This is a genomic window from Ruegeria sp. AD11(2025) (genome assembly GCF_056542405.1).
In genome coordinates this window covers 183,962-204,906 of the sequence record NZ_JBQFZU010000003.1, presented here as the reverse complement: position 1 = coordinate 204,906, position 20,945 = coordinate 183,962, and the positions used below count along the sequence as shown (strand labels likewise).

At 59.5% G+C, this 20,945-nt stretch carries 23 protein-coding genes; 11 read left to right on the top strand and 12 right to left on the bottom strand.

The window, feature by feature from the left end:
* Positions 1-106: 106 nt before the first annotated feature.
* From ACR1XY_RS04495 to ACR1XY_RS04470, 6 genes are all read left to right on the top strand, one after another.
* Positions 107-781: a DUF2161 domain-containing phosphodiesterase gene (locus tag ACR1XY_RS04495; protein ID WP_480590266.1), complete on the top strand. Its 675-nt coding sequence runs from the start codon at positions 107-109 to the stop codon at positions 779-781.
* A 152-nt stretch (positions 782-933) separates the two neighbouring features.
* On the top strand, positions 934-1,221 hold the full coding sequence (gene groES / locus ACR1XY_RS04490) for a co-chaperone GroES (RefSeq protein WP_039523824.1): 288 nt from the start codon (positions 934-936) through the stop codon (positions 1,219-1,221).
* Positions 1,222-1,274: 53 nt separating this feature from the next.
* Positions 1,275-2,915, top strand: coding sequence for a chaperonin GroEL (gene groL / locus ACR1XY_RS04485; RefSeq protein ID WP_480590264.1), 1,641 nt, complete (start codon positions 1,275-1,277; stop codon positions 2,913-2,915).
* Between the two features lie 115 nt (positions 2,916-3,030).
* Complete coding sequence (locus ACR1XY_RS04480) at positions 3,031-3,873, top strand: DMT family transporter (RefSeq protein ID WP_480590541.1); 843 nt, start codon at positions 3,031-3,033, stop codon at positions 3,871-3,873.
* A 38-nt stretch (positions 3,874-3,911) separates the two neighbouring features.
* Positions 3,912-4,685 carry an esterase/lipase family protein gene (locus ACR1XY_RS04475; RefSeq protein ID WP_480590262.1) on the top strand — a complete coding sequence of 258 codons (774 nt, stop codon included), beginning with the start codon at positions 3,912-3,914 and terminating at the stop codon, positions 4,683-4,685.
* Complete coding sequence (locus ACR1XY_RS04470; RefSeq protein ID WP_480590261.1) at positions 4,682-5,833, top strand: alpha-D-ribose 1-methylphosphonate 5-triphosphate diphosphatase; 1,152 nt, start codon at positions 4,682-4,684, stop codon at positions 5,831-5,833. The genes ACR1XY_RS04475 and ACR1XY_RS04470 overlap by 4 nt, the downstream gene beginning before the upstream one ends.
* On the opposite strand, the gene ACR1XY_RS04465 is transcribed toward ACR1XY_RS04470, so the two are convergent.
* The 4 genes from ACR1XY_RS04465 to ACR1XY_RS04450 all read right to left on the bottom strand — a co-directional run bounded on the left by ACR1XY_RS04465 (position 5,834) and on the right by ACR1XY_RS04450 (position 8,431).
* Positions 5,834-6,901 carry a 5-(carboxyamino)imidazole ribonucleotide synthase gene (locus tag ACR1XY_RS04465; RefSeq protein ID WP_480590259.1) on the bottom strand — a complete coding sequence of 356 codons (1,068 nt, stop codon included), beginning with the start codon at positions 6,899-6,901 and terminating at the stop codon, positions 5,834-5,836. It lies immediately after the preceding gene.
* The gene (locus ACR1XY_RS04460; RefSeq protein ID WP_480590257.1) at positions 6,898-7,659 is read right to left on the bottom strand and encodes an NAD(P)-binding domain-containing protein; all 762 of its coding nucleotides are present in this window, start codon (positions 7,657-7,659) and stop codon (positions 6,898-6,900) included. Before ACR1XY_RS04460 ends, ACR1XY_RS04465 begins: the two co-directional genes overlap by 4 nt.
* Positions 7,656-8,141: a 5-(carboxyamino)imidazole ribonucleotide mutase gene (gene purE / locus ACR1XY_RS04455; protein WP_170325932.1), complete on the bottom strand. Its 486-nt coding sequence runs from the start codon at positions 8,139-8,141 to the stop codon at positions 7,656-7,658. Before purE ends, ACR1XY_RS04460 begins: the two co-directional genes overlap by 4 nt.
* A gap of 65 nt (positions 8,142-8,206) precedes the next feature.
* A complete protein-coding gene (locus ACR1XY_RS04450) occupies positions 8,207-8,431 on the bottom strand; it encodes a YdcH family protein (RefSeq protein ID WP_170325931.1) in 225 nt (74 codons plus the stop codon).
* A 164-nt stretch (positions 8,432-8,595) separates the two neighbouring features.
* Here ACR1XY_RS04450 and ACR1XY_RS04445 point away from each other — a divergent pair, with 164 nt between their 5' ends.
* The 4 genes from ACR1XY_RS04445 (at position 8,596) to ACR1XY_RS04430 (ending at position 11,069) form a co-directional block, all read left to right on the top strand.
* Positions 8,596-9,009, top strand: coding sequence for an Hsp20 family protein (locus ACR1XY_RS04445; RefSeq protein ID WP_480590255.1), 414 nt, complete (start codon positions 8,596-8,598; stop codon positions 9,007-9,009).
* Positions 9,010-9,014: 5 nt separating this feature from the next.
* Positions 9,015-9,239, top strand: a complete 225-nt coding sequence (locus tag ACR1XY_RS04440; protein WP_170423088.1) for a DUF1150 family protein — start codon at positions 9,015-9,017, stop codon at positions 9,237-9,239.
* Between the two features lie 85 nt (positions 9,240-9,324).
* Positions 9,325-10,212: a PhzF family phenazine biosynthesis protein gene (locus ACR1XY_RS04435; RefSeq protein WP_480590253.1), complete on the top strand. Its 888-nt coding sequence runs from the start codon at positions 9,325-9,327 to the stop codon at positions 10,210-10,212.
* On the top strand, positions 10,209-11,069 hold the full coding sequence (locus ACR1XY_RS04430; protein ID WP_480590251.1) for a hypothetical protein: 861 nt from the start codon (positions 10,209-10,211) through the stop codon (positions 11,067-11,069). The genes ACR1XY_RS04435 and ACR1XY_RS04430 overlap by 4 nt, the downstream gene beginning before the upstream one ends.
* 54 nt (positions 11,070-11,123) lie before the next feature.
* Here ACR1XY_RS04430 and ACR1XY_RS04425 read toward each other — a convergent pair whose 3' ends face one another.
* The 3 genes from ACR1XY_RS04425 to trxB all read right to left on the bottom strand — a co-directional run bounded on the left by ACR1XY_RS04425 (position 11,124) and on the right by trxB (position 15,798).
* The gene (locus ACR1XY_RS04425) at positions 11,124-12,842 is read right to left on the bottom strand and encodes a bifunctional sulfate adenylyltransferase/adenylylsulfate kinase (protein WP_480590249.1); all 1,719 of its coding nucleotides are present in this window, start codon (positions 12,840-12,842) and stop codon (positions 11,124-11,126) included.
* A gap of 216 nt (positions 12,843-13,058) precedes the next feature.
* A complete protein-coding gene (locus ACR1XY_RS04420) occupies positions 13,059-14,729 on the bottom strand; it encodes an adenylate/guanylate cyclase domain-containing protein (RefSeq protein ID WP_480590247.1) in 1,671 nt (556 codons plus the stop codon).
* A 127-nt stretch (positions 14,730-14,856) separates the two neighbouring features.
* Positions 14,857-15,798, bottom strand: a complete 942-nt coding sequence (gene trxB, locus ACR1XY_RS04415) for a thioredoxin-disulfide reductase (protein ID WP_480590245.1) — start codon at positions 15,796-15,798, stop codon at positions 14,857-14,859.
* 226 nt (positions 15,799-16,024) lie between these two features.
* Between trxB and ACR1XY_RS04410 the strand changes: the two genes are divergently transcribed.
* Positions 16,025-16,525: an Lrp/AsnC family transcriptional regulator gene (locus ACR1XY_RS04410; RefSeq protein WP_480590243.1), complete on the top strand. Its 501-nt coding sequence runs from the start codon at positions 16,025-16,027 to the stop codon at positions 16,523-16,525.
* 116 nt (positions 16,526-16,641) lie between these two features.
* Here ACR1XY_RS04410 and ACR1XY_RS04405 read toward each other — a convergent pair whose 3' ends face one another.
* The 5 genes from ACR1XY_RS04405 to lgt all read right to left on the bottom strand — a co-directional run bounded on the left by ACR1XY_RS04405 (position 16,642) and on the right by lgt (position 20,860).
* Complete coding sequence (locus ACR1XY_RS04405; protein WP_480590241.1) at positions 16,642-17,424, bottom strand: Hint domain-containing protein; 783 nt, start codon at positions 17,422-17,424, stop codon at positions 16,642-16,644.
* Between the two features lie 332 nt (positions 17,425-17,756).
* Positions 17,757-17,885 carry a hypothetical protein gene (locus ACR1XY_RS04400; RefSeq protein ID WP_302478180.1) on the bottom strand — a complete coding sequence of 43 codons (129 nt, stop codon included), beginning with the start codon at positions 17,883-17,885 and terminating at the stop codon, positions 17,757-17,759.
* A gap of 268 nt (positions 17,886-18,153) precedes the next feature.
* Positions 18,154-18,912: a peptidoglycan editing factor PgeF gene (gene pgeF, locus ACR1XY_RS04395; RefSeq protein WP_480590238.1), complete on the bottom strand. Its 759-nt coding sequence runs from the start codon at positions 18,910-18,912 to the stop codon at positions 18,154-18,156.
* Positions 18,909-19,976: a class I SAM-dependent methyltransferase gene (locus ACR1XY_RS04390; protein WP_480590236.1), complete on the bottom strand. Its 1,068-nt coding sequence runs from the start codon at positions 19,974-19,976 to the stop codon at positions 18,909-18,911. The genes pgeF and ACR1XY_RS04390 overlap by 4 nt, the downstream gene beginning before the upstream one ends.
* Positions 19,973-20,860 carry a prolipoprotein diacylglyceryl transferase gene (gene lgt / locus ACR1XY_RS04385; RefSeq protein ID WP_480590234.1) on the bottom strand — a complete coding sequence of 296 codons (888 nt, stop codon included), beginning with the start codon at positions 20,858-20,860 and terminating at the stop codon, positions 19,973-19,975. The genes ACR1XY_RS04390 and lgt overlap by 4 nt, the downstream gene beginning before the upstream one ends.
* Between the last annotated feature and the right edge of the window lie 85 nt (positions 20,861-20,945).

Here is a 20,945-nt window from a genome sequence, read left to right as displayed (position 1 = left end):
TGTCAGTTGGTGCCGAGATTGACCCGATGCCCGGCATTGTGCAAGGCGGAACAGGGGTTTGCACGCGACCTCTGGCATTCTGTGGCAATTCGCCTAGCATGTGGTCATGGACCGCGAGCAGGATCTCTATCCGCCCATCAAGGCGCTGCTGGAGCGTCAGGGCTATACCGTCAAAGGTGAAGTTGGCGCGGCTGACATCGTCGCTGTGCGGGGTGGCGATGCGCCTGTGATCGTGGAGCTCAAACTGCGGTTTACTCTGGCGTTGTTTCATCAGGCGATCACGCGGATGAAAGTGACCGACCAGGTTTATATCGGAGTTTGCAAACCTAAAGGGCGCACGGCCCGGAGGGCGTTGAAGGACAACCTTGCCCTGTGTCGCCGTTTGGGTCTGGGGCTGATCACCGTGCGGGCCGATGGCGTGGTAGAGGTGCAATGTGACCCCGGCCCCTTTGCGCCGCGCAAGAACAAGGTCAAGGCCGCGCGCTTGCTGCGTGAATTCGACCGGCTGGAAGGCGACCCCAATTCGGGTGGAGCGACCCGGCACGGGATTGTCACGGCCTACCGCCAGGACGCTTTGAAATGCGCGGCTCATCTGGCCGAATGCGGTGCCACCAAGGGGGCCGAGGTGGCAAAGGCGACCGGAGTGCCCACCGCCACACGTCTGATGCGGGAAAACCATTATGGCTGGTTTGACAAGATCGATAAGGGCATTTACGCCCTGTCAGAGGCTGGCAGTGACGGGCTGAAACATTGGGCCTTTAGCTGGGAAAGCACTGACTGAAGCGAATTGCCAAAAAAATCCATCACAGCTTGTTGACTCGAGGATTTGGACCCCCTAGCTATGCGTCGTTATCACTCTCTACCCTTGAGTGCTAACGCCTCGCCAGTCGGCGAGGGGAGGATAATAAACTTTGAGCCCAAGGAGCTGCAAAGATGGCATTGAAACCGCTTCATGACCGCGTGCTGGTTCGCCGTACGGAAAGCGAAGAGAAAACCGCAGGCGGCCTGATCATTCCCGACAGCGCAAAAGAAAAGCCCAGCGAAGGCGAAGTCGTCGCAACCGGCGAAGGCGCACGTAAGGACAGCGGCGAGCTGATCGCAATGGCTGTAAAAGCTGGCGACAAGATCCTGTTCGGCAAATGGTCGGGCACCGAGGTTCAGGTCAACGGCGAAGAGCTGCTGATGATGAAAGAAAGCGACATCATGGGGATCATCGAGTAAGCCGCGCGCTTCTCTGATCTTCATTTCCAACACATTTCTCAAGGAGAAACGACATGGCTGCAAAGGACGTCAAGTTCGACACCGATGCCCGTAACCGCATGCTGGCAGGTGTGAACATTCTGGCCGATGCTGTTAAAGTGACCCTGGGCCCCAAAGGCCGCAACGTGGTTCTGGACAAATCCTTCGGCGCACCGCGCATCACCAAAGACGGTGTTTCGGTTGCCAAGGAAATCGAACTGGAAGACAAGTTCGAAAACATGGGCGCGCAGATGGTGAAAGAAGTCGCCAGCCGCACCAATGACGAAGCAGGCGACGGCACCACCACCGCAACCGTTCTGGCACAGGCAATCGTTCGCGAAGGTCTGAAGCAGGTTGCTGCTGGCCTGAACCCGATGGATCTGAAGCGCGGCATCGATCTGGCAACAGCCAAGGTTGTTGAAGGCATCAAAAACGCCTCGCGCGAAGTGAAAGACTCGGCAGAAGTTGCTCAAGTTGGAACCATTTCGGCCAACGGCGAAGCCGAAATCGGCCAGCAGATCGCAGACGCGATGCAGAAGGTTGGCAACGAAGGCGTCATCACCGTCGAAGAAAACAAAGGTCTGGAAACCGAGACCGACGTTGTCGAAGGTATGCAGTTCGACCGTGGCTACCTGTCGCCTTATTTCGTCACCAACGCAGACAAGATGATCGCAGAGCTCGACGACTGCATGATCCTGCTGCACGAAAAGAAACTGTCCTCGCTGCAGCCGATGGTTCCGCTGCTCGAGCAGGTGATCCAGTCGCAAAAGCCGCTGCTGATCATCGCTGAGGACGTTGAAGGCGAAGCGCTGGCAACTCTGGTTGTCAACAAACTGCGCGGCGGCCTGAAAATTGCTGCTGTCAAAGCACCGGGCTTCGGCGATCGCCGCAAAGCCATGCTGCAGGACATCGCAATCCTGACCGGTGGTCAGGTCATCAGCGAAGATCTGGGCATGAAGCTCGAGTCCGTCACCATGGACATGCTGGGCACCGCCAAGAAAATCGAGATCACCAAAGACGAAACCACCATCGTCGACGGTGCTGGCGAGAAAGCCGAGATCGAAGCACGTGTTGCTCAGATCCGCACTCAGATCGAAGAAACCTCGTCGGACTACGACCGTGAGAAGCTGCAAGAGCGCGTTGCCAAACTGGCAGGTGGTGTTGCTGTTATCCGCGTCGGCGGCATGACCGAAGTTGAAGTGAAAGAGCGTAAGGACCGTGTGGACGATGCTCTGAACGCAACTCGCGCTGCTGTACAAGAAGGCGTTGTTGTCGGTGGTGGTGTTGCTCTGGTTCAAGCCGGTAAAGCACTGGAAACTCTGGAAGGTGCAAACGCTGACCAGAACGCTGGCATCAACATCGTTCGTAAAGCCATCGAAGCGCCGCTGCGCCAGATCGCCGAAAACGCAGGTGTCGACGGTGCGGTTGTTGCGGGCAAAGTCCGTGAATCTGCTGACGCAGCCTTCGGCTTCAACGCGCAGACCGAAGAATATGGCGACATGTTCTCGTTCGGCGTCATCGATCCGGCAAAAGTTGTCCGTACCGCTCTGGAAGATGCGGCATCGGTTGCTGGTCTGCTGGTCACCACCGAAGCAATGGTTGCCGACAAGCCGCAGAAAGACGCACCTGCCGCTGGCGGCATGCCCGACATGGGCGGCATGGGCGGCATGATGTAAGCTGCTTAGGCCATAGTGCTTAGGAACGGGGTCGCCTTTGGGCGGCCCCGTTTTTTTTACGCGCCGCGCAGGAATGTGGATGTCCAAGTCGCCGAGGAACGGCTATGCGATTGATATGCGTCTGTTTCTGCTCACCGCTCTGACCATGTGCGCTTTTGCGGCGAACTCGATCCTGAACCGTCTGGCAATCGACAGCGGTGCCAGCGATCCCGCCGGGTTCGCGGTTGTGCGGGTCGTGGCTGGGGCTGTGGTGCTGGTCGCTCTGGTCTGGCTCAGGGCAGGGCACCTGCCCCTACGCAACCGGCGCCGGATCGCGGGGGCAGGGGCTCTGTCGCTCTACATGATCGGGTTCTCGCTTGCCTACCTGACGCTGGACGCCGGGCTGGGGGCGTTGATTCTGTTCGGCGTGGTGCAGATCACAATGTTTGCGGTGACCTCTGTGATGGGCAGCGCTCCAACCCGCCGTCAGATTGCCGGTGCAGTGATTGCACTGACAGGGTTGGCCTATGTGCTCTGGCCGACCGGCGCGGTACAGGTCGATCTTGCGGGCGCGATGCTGATGACGGTCGCGGGCGTGGGCTGGGCAGTTTATTCGCTGGTTGGGCGGTCTGAACCGGACGCCTTGGCCAGTACGGCGGCCAATTTCGTCGTCGCGCTGCCGGTCACGGCACTGGCGCTTTTGGCCAACGGAGCAGAATGGCGGGTGACCGGTTTGGGCTATCTGCTGGCAGCCGTTTCCGGCGGCGTCACGTCGGGGATGGGCTATGCGCTTTGGTATCGCGTCTTGCCGCAACTGGCACCCACCACGGCGGCGGTGGTACAACTGAGCGTTCCTATCATCGCCATTCTTGGCGGCGTCCTTTTACTGGGTGAGGTCGCCAGCTGGCGCTTGGTATTAGGGGCATTGCTGGTTCTGGGCGGCATTACGCTGGCCGTCCTGCGCCTGAAACCGCGCTAGGGGTTTCATCACCCGCGCTTAAGGCTTATCTGGCCGCTATGAGGTATCTGACCGCCCTGCTTTTGTTTCTTGTTCCGGCCGTGGCCCAGGCGAAATGCGTGGTGCTGCTGCACGGGCTTGCACGGACCGAGGCGTCGTTCACCGTTATGGAACAACTTTTTCAGGCGCACGGGTACACCGTGGTGCGCCCCGGCTATCCCTCTACCGATCTGCCGATCCCGGAACTGGCTAACCAGACTTTGCCGGATGCTTTTGCGGCCTGCGGAGACGACACGGCGAATGTCGTCGCGCATTCGATGGGCGGCATTCTGTTGCGTTATTGGCTTCAGGATCACCATCCCGAAAACCTGGGTCGCGTGGTCATGCTTGGGCCGCCCAATCAAGGCAGCCAACTGGTCGATGAATTGGGCGCCTGGGAGGTGTTCGGCATGTTGCATGGCCCGGCCGGGCTGGCGCTGGGCACCGGCCCTGAAGGCGTACCACGCCAGTTGCCGCCGGTGGATTTTGAACTGGGCGTAATCGCGGGAGAAAACTCTTTGAATCCGGTGTTTTCGTCAATGATCGACGGCAGGGATGACGGCAAGGTGTCGGTCGAGACGACGAAGGTCGAAGGGATGAAAGATCATATCGTCCTGCCGGTGACCCATACGTTTATGATGAACAATCCGCGGGTCATGGCACAGGTGCTGCATTTCATCGAATTCGGGCAGTTTGATCCCCAGATCACCTGGCTGGACGGGGTGCTGGATGTCATCGACGAAATCTGCATCGGGCAGGATTGCTCGGAACCCGCTTCGGAGCCATCGCAATGACCGCCTTGAACCTGACGCTGACCGGCGCAGAGGTGCTGTTACCGGAACAGGGCCTTGTACCCTTCGACTTGGCCATGGCGGAGGGCGTCATTCAGCCGGGCCCCACTGGGCAGGTGATCGACCTGTCCGGCTACCTCGTGCTGCCCGGTATCATCGATCTGCACGGAGATGGGTTCGAGCGCCATATCGCGCCGCGGCGCGGGGCGATGAAGCAAATGGACGAGGGCATCCTCTCGGTCGAGGCTGAACTGGCCGCCAACGGTATCACTACCGCTGTTCTTGCCCAATTCCACAGTTGGGAGGGCGGCGTGCGAGGTCCCGAGTTTGCGGGGCAGGTTTTTGACGCCATTGCCGCCGTCAAGGATCGCGTCGTGACTGACCTGATGCCTCAACTGCGTTTCGAGACGCATATGCTGGGCGACTATGCGGGCTTGCCCCAACGTATTGCCGAGTGGCAGGTGCCCTATGTGGTGTTCAACGACCACCTGCCGCATGACCGTCTGGCCGAGCGACGCAAGTCGCCGCGCCTGACCGGGCAGGCGCTCAAAGCCGGGCGCAACCCGGAGAAACATTTCGAGTTGTTGCTTTCCATGCATGACCGCCGGTCCGAGGTACCTGCGGCGCTGGACGCGCTGTGTGCGATTCTCGCCAAGCAGGGCGTGCGCATGGGCAGCCATGACGATGCCACCGCGCAATCCCGCGCTGACTGGCGCGCCCGGGGGGCACGGATTGCCGAATTCCCAGAAACGCTTGCGGCCGCCGAGGCCGCCCGTGCTGCTGGCGACTACATCATCTTAGGTTCGCCCAATGTGGTACGCGGGGGCTCGCACAAGGGCAACGTCAGCGCGCTGGACCTTATCACGATGGGGTATTGCGACGCGCTGGCCTCAGACTATCATTACCCCAGCCCCAGACGGGCGGCGCTGATGCTGGCTAAGTCTGGGTTGGTCGACATGGCAGGGGCTTGGGCGCTGGTGTCCTCGGGACCTGCACGTGTGTTGGGATTGCATGACCGGGGCACGCTGATATCGGGCCAGCGCGCCGATCTGGTCATTTTGGATGCTATTACCTACAGGGTAGCCGCCACGTTGGCAGCGGGGCGGGTGAGTTACATGGCAGGTGATATCGCGGCGCGTTTCGTGGGCTAGTTACCGTGCGATACGGTTGAAATGACCCATTTTGCGACCGGCCTTGACCTCGGCTTTGCCATAAAGATGCAGAGCCACGTCGCGTTCCCGCGCCAATTCGGGCACCCGGTTCATGTCGTCGCCGATAAGGTTCTCCATGACCACATCCGAATGCCGTTGCCCGTCACCTAATGGCCATCCGGTCACCGCACGGATATGCTGTTCGAACTGATCCACAGCACAACCGTTCTGTGTCCAGTGACCCGAGTTGTGTACACGTGGCGCGATCTCATTCACGATCAACCCTGCGGGTGTGACGAACAGCTCAACCCCCATGACACCCACGTAATCCAGCGCGTTGAGGATATTGGCGGCCAACAGCACCGCATCCGTACGCTGTGCTGGGCGCAGGCGAGCAGGGACCGTCGTAGTGTGCAGGATACCATCGCGGTGCACGTTCTCGCCGGGGTCGAAACAGGCGACCTGCCCGTCCAGACCACGGGCTGCGATGATCGAAATCTCGTGGCTGAACTCTACGAACCCTTCAAGGATCGACGGCGCGCCAGCCATATCGGTCAGGGCGGCCTCGGCGTCTTCAGGCGCGCGCAACCGCGCCTGTCCCTTGCCGTCATAGCCAAAGCGGCGGGTTTTCAGGATAGCGGGCGTGCCGATCTGAGCGATCGCCGCGTTCAGACTGTCCAGATCGGTGATGTCGGCAAAGGGTGCTGTTTGCAGACCCAGCCCCTGCAGAAAGTTCTTCTCGGTCAGCCGGTCCTGACTGACCCGCAGCGCCTCTCGCCCCGGGCGGATCGGGCGGTGGGATTCCAGCAGGTCCAGCGCCTCGGTCGGGATGTTCTCAAACTCATAGGTGATGACGTCGACCGACTCGGCAAAGGCGCGCAAGGCGTCCGCGTCGTCATAGGCAGCGGTTGTCACCCGGTCGGCCACCTGCCCGGCGGGCGGGTTGGTGCCGGGCTCAAAGATATGGGTCACAAATCCCAGACGAGCTGCTGCCACGGACAACATCCGGCCCAGCTGACCTCCGCCCAGGATACCGATCTTCGCACCGGGTTGTAGTGTGTCGGTCATTCTTTCGTCTCCAACCGTGATCCAATCGCCGCCAGGGTCGCGCGCAACACATCATGGGCGCGACCGGACTGCAATCCATCCGTCATCTGCAGGCTCAGCGTTCCTTCGGTCGCAAGGGCATCGCGCTCTGTGGCCAGTCGCCCCGACGTACCCGTCTCCATCGTGGACAGGAACCCTGACAGCAATTGTGTTGTGTAGAATTCGGCAGCATCGGCGTCGCCGGTTTGTTCGGTCAGCCACGCCGCACCTGTTGCTATCAGGTCAAGCATTCCGGGGACCATCGCGCAAATTGCGAAATGCGCATTCAGCGCCGCCTCGTCCGAGACTGCGACGATCGGGTTTTCCGGTTGGAACAAATCGGCCAGCAGAGTGTCATTTCCAAAAGCTGCCAACGGGCACCCGCCCTGCAGCAGGAAGCCCAAAGGGATCGTCTGCACGAAATCCGAGGCCGGGGCGCAAAGTTGCGCCAGTTGCTGCGCCGATACCGCAGCCATGACCGATACGATTTGCTGATCGGCGCGAAACCTCAGGGTTTCAAGAATGCCAGGCGCAATCTGCGGACGAAGGCACAGGAACACGATGTCCGAGATATCGATAACGGATTGGGCATCGGTAACCGTCACATCCAGTTCGGCCTTAAGGGCCGCCGAAACGTCGGTGTTGCGTTCAGTGACGGCTATGGAATGCCCTTTCGAAGCCAGAAACCGAACCATCGGAGCCGCAATATGTCCGGTTCCGATAAACCCGATACGGCTCATCCTTGTGGCTCCTCGGGGATCGAGGCCGACAACGCCTCACGCCACGCGTCCAGCCGCTGTGCCAGCGCGTCGTCCTGCAACGCAAGTATGCCGGCGGCCATCAGGCCCGCATTTGCACCGCCAGCCGATCCGATCGCCATTGTTGCCACCGGAAAACCCTTGGGCATCTGCACGATGGAATACAGTGAATCGACGCCCGACAGCGCGCGCGTCTGTACTGGTACACCAATCACCGGCACCCGCGTTTTCGAGGCCATCATGCCCGGCAGATGTGCGGCCCCTCCGGCCCCGGCAATGATCACATTCAGGCCGCGTGAAACGGCGGTCTTGCCATAGTCCCACAACCGGTCAGGAGTACGGTGTGCCGAAACGATGCGTTTTTCATATGCGATGCCCAGCTCATCCAGAATGTCTGCGGCTTCTTTCATCGTGGGCCAGTCCGACTGGCTGCCCATGATGATCCCCACTTTGACGTCGCTCATCCGCTTGTTTCCCTGCCTTCCGAAAGAGCGCGCACTATAGCCAAATCCAAAATCGTGGCAATGCGTCAGGCGATGATGTCAGGGGTCAAACGGTCTTCGATCAGACGAATGATGTCCTTCAGCCGCAGTTTCTGCTTTTTCAGCCGCTTGATCGTCAGTTGATCGGCTGTGCCGGTGGCTTGCAGCGCTTCGATGGCTTCGTCCAGATCACGGTGCTGACGGCGGAAAACCTCCAGTTCAACCCGCAAAACCTCGTCTGTTTTCATCGAAAGATCGGTGGGCGCGTTCATGAGCGACTCAGTGCCTTTTGTGGTGCTTGAAACACAAGATAGTGTGTCAGGCTTTATCCGGCCAGACCTTGTGGACATCCCTGCATATTCCCATATTCTATTCTACGCGGTTGCCAGAACGGGGCCGCACCACACGTCGCTTTGACAATAAAGGACGAAAATACGTGTCGAAACTTACTCTTGGCTCATACCCGCATCTTTTGGGGTTCGAGCAGCTGGAACGTCTTCTGGAACGGTCTGCAAAGGCTGGCAACGAAGGGTACCCGCCCTACAACATCGAGCAGACTTCGGATTTTTCATACCGCATCACCCTGGCGGTGGCCGGTTTTGCGGAGGAGGATCTGTCGATCACCATCGAGGATCGCCAATTGGTGATCCGGGGCCGTCAACACGACGACAGCGAGGGGCGTATTTTCCTGCACCGTGGCATCGCCGCGCGTCAATTCCAGCGTATGTTCGTGCTGGCCGACGGTGTTGAGGTGGGCGAGGCGATCATGGAGAACGGTCTGCTGCATGTGGACCTGACCCGCGCCGTGCCGGAAACCGTGGTGCAAACGATCAACATAAGAAAGGGGTAAGAGCAATGAATACACCGATTGAGCTGAACACCGAGGGCGACCGGATCGTCTATGTGAAAGCTGTCGACGTCGCTGATCTGCCTCGGGAAGTGCGCGAGCAGGCGGGCGATCTGGATCAGCTTTATGCCGTTCACGATTCCGACGGTCAGCAACTGGCACTGGTCGCCGACCGCAAGCTGGCTTTTGTTCTGGCGCGCGAACATGACTTTTCGCCGGTGGCCGTCCACTGAGCCACTCGATTTCCCCGTGACATCTGCTGCCCCGCGGGCGAGATATGCGGACCTGAAGCGGTTCGCATATCGGAAGGGGCGAGACATGAGCTGGTTTGACTTTGACTGGGTAGACGCCTTCAGCGACCGTGCCTTTGGCGGCAATGGCTGTGCTGTTGTCCACGGTGGGGCGGTGTTGTCGCAGCAAGTCTGTATGGCCTATGTTCGCGAAACCTCTCTGGTCGAATGCACGTTTACCGGACCCTCCGATGTGGCCGATATCCGGGTACGATACTTTCTGGCCAGCCGAGAGATTCCCTTTGCCGGGCACCCCACCATCGCCACTGTGGCCGCGATGCGGTCGCGCGGCCTGTTTCAGGGCGACACGCTGACTTTGGAGACCGGCGCCGGGATCGTCTCGATCCGATTGAACGGGGAAGAGATCGAGATGACGCAAGTCGCGCCGCAATTCGGAAATTCAGTACCGGCGGATCTGGTCGCCGCCGCTATTGGCCTGCCGGACGGCGCCATCATCTCTCCGCCGCAATTCGTATCCACTGGACTGCCATTCTGCATCACCGTTTTGCGCGATCATGAGGCTTTGCGCACCGCTAAGCTAAACGAGGACGCGTTGCACAAGATCACCAAACTGGCCGGATTTTCCGGGTCGGACATGGCCGAACCCTTCCTTGTCACGCTCAAAGGCGCGACTGACGCAGGTGATACGTTCTCGCGCCTGTTGATGGCGCCACCAAGCCCGCCCGAGGACCCGTTCACCGGATCGGCCACCGGTGCGATGGCGGCCTATCTGTGGAAATATGGGCTGATGCCGAAAGACACATTCGTTGCCGAGCAGGGGCACGATATGGGGCGCCCAGGTCAAGCGACCGTCAGCCGTGTTGGGCCTGCGGATGGAATGACCGGCATCAAGGTTGCCGGACGCGGTCATGTTCTGATGCGCGGTCAGGTCGATCTGCCCGAGGTCGCGCAATGACCCAGCCCGCCATTGCGATCCTGCCCTATGGGCACCGGTTGGGGCCAAAACTGGCCTCGGTCCCGCTGTCGGAATTGATCTGGCCCGAGGGCTGCCCCGACCGCCTGACCGGCAAGACGGTTGGTGATCTGGAACACACCGATCACCTGATCATGTACCCGAACTCGACCGTGCATCTACGCCTGCGCCGGGGCACCCGCGCGCGGATCTCTCTTATGATGGGAGAGCCGTCGGCCATCCACGCCAAACACGACCGGATGCTGCGCTATACTTGGCGCCGGTTTTTCCGGGTGCTGACGTTTCATGATGTTCTGCTGCAGAGCATTCCGAACGCGGTGTTCCTGCCCTATGGCGTCACCATGGTGCCTGACTGGCAGGATCTTGATGTCAGTAAATCTAAATCCTGCTCGCTGATCGCCTCGGCCAAGCGCGACCTGGAGGGTCACCGGCTGCGTCATTCGGTGATCGACTGGGTGCGGGAAACCGGCGCGGACGTGGATATCATGGGGCGCGGTTATACGCCCTTTGATCGCAAGTCTGACGGGCTGGCCCCGTATCGCTATTCCGTAGTGATCGAGAATGTGCGGGAACGGAACTATTTCTCGGAAAAACTGACGGACGCGATACTGTGCTCGACGGTGCCTATCTATTGGGGCTGTCCGAATATCGGGGATTTCTTCGATACGTCCGGCATGATCCTGTATGAATCCGAGGGCGATATTCAGCATGCAATTCAAATAGCTTCGGCCGAGGACTACGATGCCCGCCTGCCGCACCTGCGGGCGATACAGCCCCAAGCGGCCGAGTTCGGAGATTTCGAAGCCCGCGCCGTCGCCGCCATCCGCGCTGAACTCTGACCACGAAAAAAGGCCCCCGCGATGCGAGGGCCTTGGAATGATTCTGGTGCCAGCTTACGACGCGGCGATCAGACCCATGCTTTCCAGTTTCAGCAGAACCTGATGGGCGCAGTTGTCGACGTCCACATTCTCGGTCTCGACGCTCAGTTCTGGGTTCTGAGGTACGTCATAGGGGTCCGAGATGCCGGTGAACTCCTTGATCTTGCCTTCACGCGCCAGCTTGTACAGGCCTTTGCGGTCGCGGCGTTCGCATTCCTCGATCGAGGTCGCAACGTGCACTTCGCAGAAGGCGCCGAACTGTTCGACGTCTTCCCGTACGGCGCGGCGGGTGGTGGCGTAAGGCGCGATCGGCGCACAGATGGCAATACCGCCATTCTTGGTGATTTCCGAGGCGACATAACCGATGCGACGGATATTCAGGTCGCGGTGCTCTTTCGAGAAGCCCAGTTCCGAGGACAGGTTCTTACGAACGATGTCACCATCCAGCAGCGTCACCGGACGGCCTCCCATCTCCATCAGCTTGACCATAAGCGCGTTGGCGATGGTGGACTTGCCCGAACCCGAGAAACCAGTGAAGAACACGGTAAAGCCCTGCTCTGAGCGAGGCGGTGATGTGCGGCGCAGTTCCGATACGACCTCTGGGAACGAGAACCATTCAGGAATTTCCAGACCTTCGCGCAGACGGCGGCGCAGTTCGGTGCCCGAGATGTTCAGGATCGTGACGTTTGCCTTGTCTTCGATCTCGTCATTCGGCTCGTACTGGGCGCGTTCCTGCACGTAGACCATGTGTTTGAAATCGACCATTTCGACACCGACTTCATCCTGGAACTGGCGGAACAGATCCTGCGCGTCGTAGGGGCCATAGAAGTCCTCGCCCTGGCTGTTCTTGCCGGGGCCGGCGTGGTCGCGGCCCACGATAAAGTGGGTGCAGCCGTGGTTGGCGCGGATCAGACCGTGCCAGACCGCCTCGCGCGGGCCAGCCATGCGCATCGCCAGGTTCAGCAGCGACATTGAGGTTGTTGAGGCCGGGTATTTGTCCAGCACTGCCTCATAGCAGCGGACACGGGTAAAGTGGTCCACGTCGCCGGGCTTGGTCATGCCAACGACAGGGTGGATCAGCAAGTTAGCCTGCGCTTCCTTGGCGGCGCGGAAGGTTAGTTCCTGGTGCGCTCGATGCAGTGGGTTGCGGGTCTGGAATGCAACGATCCGGCGCCAGCCCAGCTTGCGGAAATAGGCGCGCAGCTCATTCGGGGTGTCGCGACGGCCACGGAAGTCATAATGAATCGGTTGTTGAATGCCGACCACGGGTCCACCCAAATAGACCTTGCCAGCCACGTTGTGCAGGTAGTTCACCGCCGGGTGCGCATCGTCATCGGCGCCAAAGACCTTCTCGGCCTCGCGGACCTTGTTCGGAGTCCAGCGGTCTGTCACGGTCATGGTGCCAAGGATGACACCTTCCTGATCGCGCAGGGCGATATCCTGACCCAGTTCGATGGTCTCGGCAAAATCTTCGCTGACATCCAGCGTGATCGGCATCGGCCACAGGGTGCCATCGGCCAGTCGCATGTTTTCAACGACGTTTTCGTAATCGGCCTCGGACAGGAAACCTTTGAGCGGGTTGAACCCGCCATTCATCAGAAGCTCCAGATCGCAGATCTGACGCGGGCTGAGGTCCCAGCTGGTCAGGTCGGCGGCTTCCACTTTCAGCTTTTGGGCCGATTCATAAGATACATATAGCTCGGGAATCGGAGCCAGATTGCTTAACATCGTCATGGGAATACTCTTGTCGAAGTGCGGTTTAACCGGTGATTCAGGGGTGCTTGCGGGGCATTTGCCCCGACTACTGGTCGAAGTCCATATACATTCACGAAATTAAGGACGATATGCGCGGTTTTTGCCCGGATTGGAAGGAAATTTCGGCAGGATCAGCTTTTGACGACTTTATTCCCGCTGGTGCGTGGTTGTCGTGCGGATTCAGCACATCTGTTCCTATCCTGCGGTGACCAGCGTCAAATCTGCGGCGCTTGCTACCGGCAGGGCTGGAATCAGGCGCGTTACGCCGCGCAATTCGAATGACTTCGTACCGCTCTGGTCGCCTTCATAGCCTGCCATCTGCAGTAATTCCGTCGAAACCAGAAGCTCGACCCCCAGTGCCTTGGTTTCACCCTCAAGCCGACTGGCCACGTTGACCGCGTCACCAATGATGGTGCGTGCCGCATGACCGGCAGCCCCGATTTCCCCCAGCACCAGATCGCCCAGATGCAGCCCCATTCCAATGCGTATCCGTGGGCTGCCTTCGGCCTCAAGCCGCTGGTTGAACTGCGCGAGGGCGCGGCTGACATCGGCCGCAGCCTTCAATCCTGCCCGGGCCGAGCTTTTGGCGTCGGGTGTTTCGAACACGGCCAGCAGGCCATCGCCCATGTATTTGTCGACCACACCGCCATCGGCAGTGATCGATGGAACAATGGCGTCGAAAAACCGGTTCAGCAGAAAGACGATGTCATAGGGCAAATGGCCGGTCGTGCGTGAGGTGAACCCGCGCATATCCAGAAACAGAACGGCCAGCTTGCGCTCCTGTCCCTGGCTTGCATGGGCACGGTGCCGCCCTCCTTCCGGGCGGAACATCCGATACGCGGTAAGTGGTTCGGTGGGGCGGATCTGGCAGGCCAGCCGCGCGCCTTTCGGGGCACCAACTGCGGTGAGACTGCGGGCCTCGACCACAGCGGGAGCGGGGAGATTGTCGCCACCATCCTCGACGATCACGCGGCATGTGGTGCACCGCCCCTTGCCGCCGCACAGGGCCGTGTGCGGAATGCCATTGGCCTGCGAAATCTCAAGCAAGGTCATGCCCTTTTCGGCCACGACCTCGGGGCCCTCGACATATTTCACCCGCACAGAATGCCTGCGACGCCAGAGCTTGCGGATCGCAAACACCGCCAGCGCGGCCCCCAGCGCGAACCAAAAGGCCATCAGTGCATTGTTCTTGACGCTGAACATGGCCTCAAATGCCTCGGGCGAGGGCCAGTTGTAATGCTCGATATACTGTTCGCGCAGGAATGGATCGGCGAAATCTGCCCAGATGCGCCGCCCTTCAGTCAGCAGACCGGCCAGCGCAAAGGATGGAATGAACACCGCCGCACCAATCAGATAGGGCACAGTTTTCGACCACCATCGGGTCAGTCGCAGCCACATGTGCAGCCCGATGCAGCCATGAATCCATACCAGCAGTAATAGCAGGCTTTGCATCCAAATCACGGTGCCGGGCCACATCAGGATGATGATATAGCCCATCTCGTCATTTACATCGTAAATCTCATGTGCATAGCGCGTTTGCACGATATGAGAGATCAGTTGCAGCGGGATCAGCAGGCCAAGCACAACCTGCACACCGGTCGCAACCGGCATTCGTAGCGTCCTGCGCTGGCTGATCGAGTACAACGCCAGACCGGCATGCACCAGCAAGGCTGTATACAAAACCACACTCATGACGTCGTGGCGGGTGACGGCTTTGCGGCCATCCTGCATTCCGTGCAAGTAGTCGGTGTGAAACAGGCCCAACCCGATATTGATGAAGTGAAAGAAGGCAAAGGTAAACAGGATCAGGCCGCTGCCGATCCTCAGCCGGGTTGCCCACCCGCCTCGCCATAGAGCGCTATTCAATCAGGTCACCTGCATTCGCTTTGCGTGCGCCCGAGTCTGATACGGGCGGGCGAGTGGGTCAAGCAGAGGTTGTGCGGGGAAAGGAGGGCAGAATTCCCCGAACAGACCGGGGAATTCTTAAAAGCGTTTAGTCCTGCTCCGCCAGAAAACGTTCCGCGTCCAGCGCGGCCATGCAGCCCATGCCAGCGCTGGTAACAGCCTGACGATAAATGTGGTCGGTCAGGTCACCTGCGGCGAAGACACCAGGCACCGAAGTTTCGGTCGAGCCCGACTTGGTCACGACATATCCGCCCATGTGAGTGTCCAGCGTATCTTTGACCAGTTCGTTGGCCGGGGCGTGGCCGATGGCCACAAATACGCCCTTGCAGGGGATCTCGGTGATCTCGCCGGTCTTGACGTTCTTGACGCGGACGCCTTCGACGCCAAGCGGGGCATCGGTGCCGACCACCTCTTCCAACTCGTGGAACCACAGTGGTTCGATCTTTTCGTGCTTAAGCAGGCGATCCTGCAGGATTTTCTCGGCCCGCAGTTCGTCACGGCGGTGGATCAAAGTGACCTTGCTGGCGAAGTTGGTCAGGAACAACGCCTCTTCCACGGCAGTGTTGCCGCCGCCGACTACGACGATTTCCTGCCCGCGATAGAAGAACCCGTCGCAGGTGGCACAAGCTGACACGCCAAAGCCCTTGAATTTCTCTTCCGACGGCAGACCCAGCCACTTCGCACGCGCGCCGGTGGCCAGAATGACGGCATCAGCTGTGTAGGTAGTGCCGTTGTCGCCCTTGGCAGTGAAGGGGCGTTTGGAGACATCGAGATCGCTGATGAAGTCACCGATCACTTCACACCCCATGGCCTGCGCGTGCTCCTGCATCTTGATCATCAAGTCAGGGCCCTGAACTTCAGTGAAGCCGGGGTAGTTCTCGACATCCGTGGTGGTCGTCAGCTGACCGCCGGGTTCGATGCCCTGAACCAGGATCGGTTCCAGCATAGCGCGGCTTGCATAGACGCCTGCGGTATAACCTGCCGGTCCCGACCCGATGATCAGAACCTTGGTGTGACGTGTTTCGGACATGGTACCCCCAACTCGATATGCCTGATTTGGGCGCATGGCCCTTGGCCGATGGATATAGCGACCCCAGTGCCGCGCTTAAAGCCCCTTCCTGTTTCACATCCGCTATGTGCCCCGAGAATGGCGCACAAAAAAAGGACATTGAAAATAAACAATATTGCGCGACCGCGAAAGAATATTGCGCATCTGCCGGGTGCTGATATAACAACCGAAAAATCAGGAGCATTAGATGGTCGCGATACGGCTGGATGAGATTGACCGCAAGATTCTGGCGGAATTGCAGGCAGACGGTCGCATGACCAACGTCGAGCTGGCAAAGCGCGTTGGTATTTCGGCACCTCCGTGCTTGCGGCGTGTGCGCACGCTGGAAGAATCGGGCCTGATCCGCGGTTACCACGCCGAGGTGAATTCGCGCGAGCTGGGATTCGAAGTTCAGGTCTTTGCCATGGTCGGCCTTGAAAGCCAGCCCGAATCCGAACTGAGCGCATTTGAGGAACGCTGTCGCGAATGGCCGCTGGTGCGGGAGTGCCACATGCTGAATGGCGAAGTTGATTTCATCCTGAAATGCGTGGCACCGGACCTGAGCAGTTTTCAGCAATTTCTGACGGGCGAGTTGCTGACCACGCCAAACGTGGCCAGCGTCAAGACCTCGCTGGTCATTCGCGGTGCAAAAGACGAGCCCGGCGTACCTTTTGATGTTCTGGAAGAACGAATGAATCGGACGGCGTGAGCGCCGTCCCCTTCGGGTGCGGCTTCATCGGTGGCAGAAAAGCTGCCACCGTCATGTAAAACACCCAACTTAACAACAACTGCATAACGCCCCCACATTGCAGAAAAAGCCCGGATTCAAGCGGTTATCGCATTCACCTCTCCGTCCCCGGCGCGCGGCAAAACCAGCGGCCCGAAGTCGTTTAACGTGTCGATATGCGAAAACAGGTTCAGATAGATCGACCTCAGTGACTGGCTGACTCTGCGAATGGTGTTGATGCCGGGGTGATAGGATTCGAACTGCAACCCGTCGACCCTGATCACTGAATGGCGTTTCAGACAGATATGAAACAACTCGACTGGTGTCGGTGGCAGCGTTTCGATGACGCTTGTACCGTCCTGGAACTCGTGGACCGGTGTCAGAACCTGATCGTCGCCGTGTAGATGCCGCAGGTGCGCAGGCGTTCCCAGCAACCGCGCGGCAGGGCCGGCGATGACGCCCGACATCGGTTTTTGCATCCCGAACGTGTCGGCCATGATCCGTGTCAGTGGTCGTGTCCTGCCGCGAGCGTCTTCGCGCCCGGGCACCAGAGTGACAGACCCTTTCCACAGTACTGTTTCAGAGGCACCGCATTGCGTCAGTACGGTGTCGCCGGGCAGCAGGTCTTCAATCGCCATTGGCCCGAATTCGGTTTCAACCAGAGATCCCCGGGTAAAGGCGCAAAACGCGTCTTCGAACATGGGCAGGGCGGGCGCAATGTGCCGGGTCTGTACGACATCCCCGTTTCTCATCAGAGTACTGACCTCATAGCGCCGCAACTGCGCCTTTTTTTGAATCGTCGGCCTCGGTGCGTCGCGCAGCAACGGCGAGGTTTCAACGGCATTTCTTGCAGCGCGCGATAACGAACGTGGAATATCCATTTCAATTCCGTCCCCTCTAACTACCGCACAGACAAGCTGAACCCCCGTACAGGCCCGCCTGATCGGATTTACTTTTGTCTCGCAAGAAACTGGTGACTGCAGGACGACAGGCACGGTTTGCGCTTGTCGAAACAATATTCCCTATGCTTTTAGTCACCACTGGTCCCCCCAGACAAACTCACACAAACGCAGGCGAAATTACCTGCGCACACACGCCCCAAACCTGATCCGCACACAATACTCGCGGCAGGCCACACACCAGATCGGAGCCTTCCTCCGGTGTGCGTCTTTACCCCCTAAAAACCGGCAGCTTGGTTCACGGGGCCTTTTGATCAGCGACGTGCCGCCAGGCGGCGCGCAACTCTGACCGAATGGCTGGAGACCCGTTTCCACGGCATTTCCAGCTGTTGCTCTCTGGTGGCCGCAACCACGGCACTGAGAAAGCGCGATTTCGTCTTCATGTTATGTCCTGCCCGTTTGGGAGCGTCTGTCCCGTTTCCTCTGAGCTCCCAATGTGAAGTGTCATTGCGGCGGCGATAAGGCTGATCCGGGATGAATTCAGGACAATGCGCAGCTAGCGACTCCTCTTTTGCGGATACGTCGCGCTCGGCTAAGGTTTCGGCTGATAACCAACTGAGAGCGGACAATAAAAAATGAGTTGTTGCGACTCAGGTAGACAAAAGAATTGTGGCAAAAAAGCGGCAAGACAAACGTAGCCCGGACGAGTTCTTAAAGTTTTATGGCTGAAATCAGGCGGCCGTAGTCGGCCTCTTTCGCGTGGGTCGACCGGCGGTAGGAATAGAATCTGTCAGGGTCCGAGTAAGTGCAGTGCCGGGTCCATTCGGCTTGGCCGACACCGGCCTGGCGCAGCCGGTGCAGGCCAAAGGCAGGCAGGTCAAATTGCAACCTGTCACCGTTGCCATTAGCGAAGAACTGCAGGTTTTCCGGGGAATCAGCGATGAACTCGTCCAGAAACTCGGGTCCCACCTCATAAGCGCGCTGCGAGATTGACGGCCCGATCACCGCTACGGTGTTTTCCCGATTGGCACCCAAGGCTTCCATCGCATCAAGGGTTGCCTCAAGCACCCCGTCCAGCGCGCCGCGCCAACCGGCATGGGCTGCCCCGATCACATTTGCGTCAGAATCGGCAAACAGGACCGGTTGGCAGTCGGCTGTAAGAATCGTCAGGGCCAGATCGGGTGTTGCCGTGACCACCGCGTCGGCCTTGGGTTTTTCGCCATTGATGGGGGCATCGACGGTTAGCACGGTTGGGGAATGGACCTGATGAACGCCGATCAGCGCCTCGGGCACGACGTCCATCGCCTGCGCCACGCGGCTGCGATTCAATGTGACGGCCTCGGTTTGGTCGGATGAGCCATAGCCGCAGTTGAGCCCGGCAAAAACGCCCGAAGATGCACCGCCGCGGCGGCTGAAAAACCCGTGACGCATGGGCGACAGTAAATCTGAGGTCAAAATCTCGAGGGTCATGGCTCCAGTCCCGGTGGCGGTGAGGAAGGGGTAGGGTAGAGGCCCAGCACTTTGAACAGGTTTCCCATTTCCTCGGGATGGGTCAACCGCCGATGTGCGGCAACCAGTGCATCAAGCTCAGACCCGCTGAGAGATGCAGCCAATGCCTGCGCGCGGTTGGTGATTCCCAGTCGTTCAAGGAACACGCCCTGCGGTGTCAGGCGCGAATGGGCGCATCCAGCAGCGCGAGTTGCCAGGGCCAGCGGTTCGAAATCCACATGCGCTGTCAGGTCGGCCTGACCGGGCAGGACCAGAGGATCAGTGCGTTCATGCGCCTGCAGTGCCTGAAAAGTGTCACCTAGAGAGTGCCAGTCACCGTAATCCACGATCTGCCCTGCACCACCATGGGTGCCGATCCGCCCTGCGATCACGGTGATGATGGGAATCGCCGCTGCGCACAGCTCGACCAGATCGCCGTCTTTGGTGTCATACAGCCGATACTTCAGGGCAACTTGTTCGCCCCGCGGCCCCAGCCCCCAAGTCAGCGATTCGCCATCCGCACCGATCAGACGTTCCCGCCACCCATTGCCGTCACGCAGGAACTGGCGGATTGGCAGGGCGTCGAAAAACTCGTTCGCGACCAGAAACAGCGGTGCTTCGGGCAGGTCCGCAACAGAATCGATCCAGCGCGGCTTAAACTCCTTCAAGGTCTGCGCCTGCATGTCCCGCAGGGTAGGAGAGGCCTCGACAAGCACAATTTCGGCGGCGTCGAGAAACCCCGGTACGCGAGCTGTGGCGCGCAGCATGTCCGACATCAGTGTGCCGCGCCCCGGGCCAAGCTCGGCCAGCACGAAACGGCCCGGGTGCCCCTGATCCAGCCAACTCTGCGCCAGAGACAGGCCAATCAGTTCCCCAAACATCTGGCTGATTTCCGGGGCGGTGACGAAATCCCCCTGTGCGCCCAGCGGGTCGCGGGTGGTGTAATAGCCGTGCGTCGGGTGCAGCAGGCATTCGGTCATGTAATCGGCCACGCTCATCGGGCCGTCCTGCGCGATACGCGCCAGCAGATGATCTTCCAGGCTCATGATACCGATCTTGCACGCAAGGCAAACCACAAGCCAAGTGCGATCATCGGAAGCGACAGCAATTGCCCCATCGTCAGGCCATATCCACCGACTTGCAGGGCCAGTCCCAGCGGATTGCCGGCCGAGATGAACTGCGCGTCGGGCTGACGGAAGAACTCGACAATGAAACGCGAGGCACCATAACCCGCCATGAATAGGCCCATGATCAGGCCGGGTTTGTGAAAGGCGCCGCGCCGATAAACCAGCCACAGCAAAAGAGCGCCCAGCAGCAGCCCTTCCAATGCGGCCTCGTACAGTTGCGACGGATGCCGTGCGCACATGCCCGCCACCACGCCGGGGCAGTCCTGTGCGGCCGCACCCGGGAAGATCACGGCCCAGGGCAGCTCGCTCGGTCGGCCCCAGAGTTCCGCATTGATGAAATTTGCCAACCGGCCCAGCAACAACCCCGGTGGCACGGTATGGGCGATCAGGTCCGCCATGGGCAGAACCGGAATCTGGTGGCGCCGTGCATAGAGGAAAGACGCAATCACCACCCCCAGCAACCCGCCATGGAAGGCCATACCGCCTTGCCAGACTTTCACGATCTCCAGCGGATTCGAAAGGTAGTAAGACGGCTGATAGAACAACACGAACCCCAAGCGCCCCCCGAGAATCACGCCGAGGATGATCCAGGTGATCAGATCCTCAAGCTGTTCGGGTTTCATCGGCGGAGTCTTGTCGGGCCACAGTGCCGGGCGCTTCAGCGCCATAACGCCCATCCGCCATGCAATCAGGATACCTGCGATATAGGCCAACGCGTACCACCGCAGCACGAACTCCATCCCGAACAGCGAGATCGAGAACAATTCGGGAGACAGATCGGGGAAATTCAAAACAGCCTGCATGTGCGTCTCATTGCCCGGGGTTTACTGGGCAAGTCAACCTTGAGCCTGCGCCAATCATTCCCCATATAGAGACCAACCGCGATTT